Below are 2,254 nucleotides of genomic sequence, written 5' to 3' on the forward strand. Positions count from 1 at the left end.
GCGATTCTTGAATCGCAGAAACGCGGTACGTCGCCGATCTGGCCCGAGCTGCGATTCGAACTTTAAGATCAAAAGATCGCAGCCTCGTTGCACTCGTCAGCTCCTACAGGGAATGCGTTGCAAATGCAGGAGCTGACGAGTGCAACGAGGCTGCGATCTTTCAGGGCGCGACACGGTCTATCGGCGTGTCTCCCGAATCCCCAGGCCGCGGTGTACAATCGCGCCCTTATACCCTTGATGATCATGCGAAGGATTTTCCGGATGTTGCCGCGCTTTCCTGCCGTCACCCGCTGCCTGTCACTTGCCGCCCTGTGTGTGGCCGGTCCCGTTGCTGCATTGGAGCTTCCCCTGCCACCACCCGGCGAGGACATCGTCGGCCAGGTGCAGGTGATCAAAGCCAAGTACGAAGACACCTTCGCCGACCTGGGCACCACCTACGATCTGGGCTATTCGGAAATGGTTGCGGCCAACCCGGGCATCGATGCCTGGCTGCCGGGCGCCGGTACTGAGATCGTCCTGCCGACGCGTTTCATCCTGCCGCCGGGCCCGCGTGAAGGCATCGTCATCAACCTTGCCGAATACCGTCTTTATTACTACCCGAAAGGCCGCGACGTGGTGTACACCTTCCCGCTGGGCATCGGCCGTGAAGGCTGGGGCTCGCCGATCGCGCACACTTCGATCATCGCCAAGACGCCGAACCCGACGTGGACGCCTCCGGCTTCGATCAAGGCCGAACACGCCGCTGACGGTGATCCGCTGCCGAATGTGGTGCCGGCCGGTCCTGATAACCCGCTGGGGCCGTTCAAGTTCACCCTGGGCACGCCGGGCTACCTGATCCACGGTTCGAACAAGAAGTTCGGTATCGGCATGCGCACCAGCCACGGCTGCTTCCGCATGTTCAACAACAACGTGCTGGAAATGGCCGGCATGGTCCCGGTCGGCACCTCGGTGCGCATCATCAACGACCCGTACAAGTTCGGTCGCAGTGGCGGCAAGGTCTATCTGGAAGCGCACACGCCGCTCGACGACAAGGGCAACCCGTCGGTGGTCGACAAGCACACCGCGGTGATCAACGCGATGCTCAAGCGTGAAGACATCACCAGCAACCTGCGCATGAACTGGGATGTGGTGCGTGATGTGGTTGCGGCCGAAGACGGCCTGCCGGTTGAGATCGCCGTGCCGAATACCTCGGCGCCAATGGTCAGCAGTGCACCGATCGATCTGCAGCAATAGGCATTGATCGGAAACCCGCCGAGGCGTGCAGCGTCGGTGGGTTTTTTATTGCCCGGAGAAAAGCACCGGGCACAAAAAAGCCGACCCGGAAAACCGGATCGGCTCGATAACAATCCCGAGGGATTATTACTTGCGGCTAGCTTTTTCCAGCATGCGCAGAGCACGCTCGTTAGCTTCGTCAGCAGTCTGTTGTGCTTTTTGAGCAGCAGCCAGAGCTTCATCAGCTTTACGGTAAGCTTCGTCTGCACGAGCCTGGGAGCGAGCAGCTGCGTCTTCAGTAGCGGTCAGACGTGCTTCGGTTTCTTTCGATGCGCTGCTGCAACCGGTAGCCAGAACTGCGGCCAGAGCCAGAGCAGAGAATTTCAGAACGTTGTTCATCGTGTTCCCCTTCAAGGACTTTCAAATTAAGTGGCTGTCTCCTCACGATTGAGGAAATAGCCGGCGTACATACTACCCATTACTTGTAGTAAGTAAACTGACGTAGCGCAAGAAGCAAAAAAAATTGTAGGCGTTGATTCTTTTTCGAGCAACTTTTAACTGCGCTGTATAAAAAATATCCAGCTGCAAGCCCCGGCGTGAGCGACTCAAACGGAAAAAGTTCCCACCGTCGCATGCTGTTTTTGCGACTTCGGCTAAAGTCTTTCTAAATGAATTCGTCCACACTTTTGTTCAGGTTCTGCGAAGCGCTTCGCGTATCTTTGTTGATGTTCAGGTGACTTTAAAAAAGCTTGCACGTCTTAAGTCTCAACATTCCGGCAATGTTCAGGCAAGCGGCGCGCAAAGAGGGTCTGCGACCGAACCTGCGAGCATCGAAGCCTTTGCCCCCAAACCGTCCGATGACGAGCGTACCTTGAGCATTATTGCCAATGGTGCCTACTATTCAGCAGGTGTCAGGTTGCGCGAGATCGGTGTGGCTCTTCTCGGTGTCCATCAGGCACGGGGTGGCGTAGATGTTCCTTCGCCGGGAAAACATCGGTAAGGTAGGGGTCACAATTCAAGACCCGCGAGGAGTAGTGATGAG

The 2,254-nt window shown here is 57.0% G+C and carries 2 protein-coding genes; one reads left to right on the forward strand and one right to left on the reverse strand.

Annotated features, from left to right (window positions below):
* Nucleotides 1-261 precede the first annotated feature (261 nt).
* Nucleotides 262-1,233, forward strand: a complete 972-nt coding sequence (locus tag D6877_RS17560; protein WP_024013783.1) for a L,D-transpeptidase family protein — start codon at nt 262-264, stop codon at nt 1,231-1,233.
* Between the two features lie 126 nt (nt 1,234-1,359).
* On the opposite strand, the gene oprI is transcribed toward D6877_RS17560, so the two are convergent.
* Complete coding sequence (gene oprI, locus D6877_RS17565) at nt 1,360-1,611, reverse strand: outer membrane lipoprotei OprI (protein ID WP_003183784.1); 252 nt, start codon at nt 1,609-1,611, stop codon at nt 1,360-1,362.
* Nucleotides 1,612-2,254: the final 643 nt, after the last annotated feature.

Source organism: Pseudomonas sp. Sample_9, assembly GCF_004307535.1.
Taxonomy (GTDB): domain Bacteria; phylum Pseudomonadota; class Gammaproteobacteria; order Pseudomonadales; family Pseudomonadaceae; genus Aquipseudomonas; species Aquipseudomonas mercuritolerans.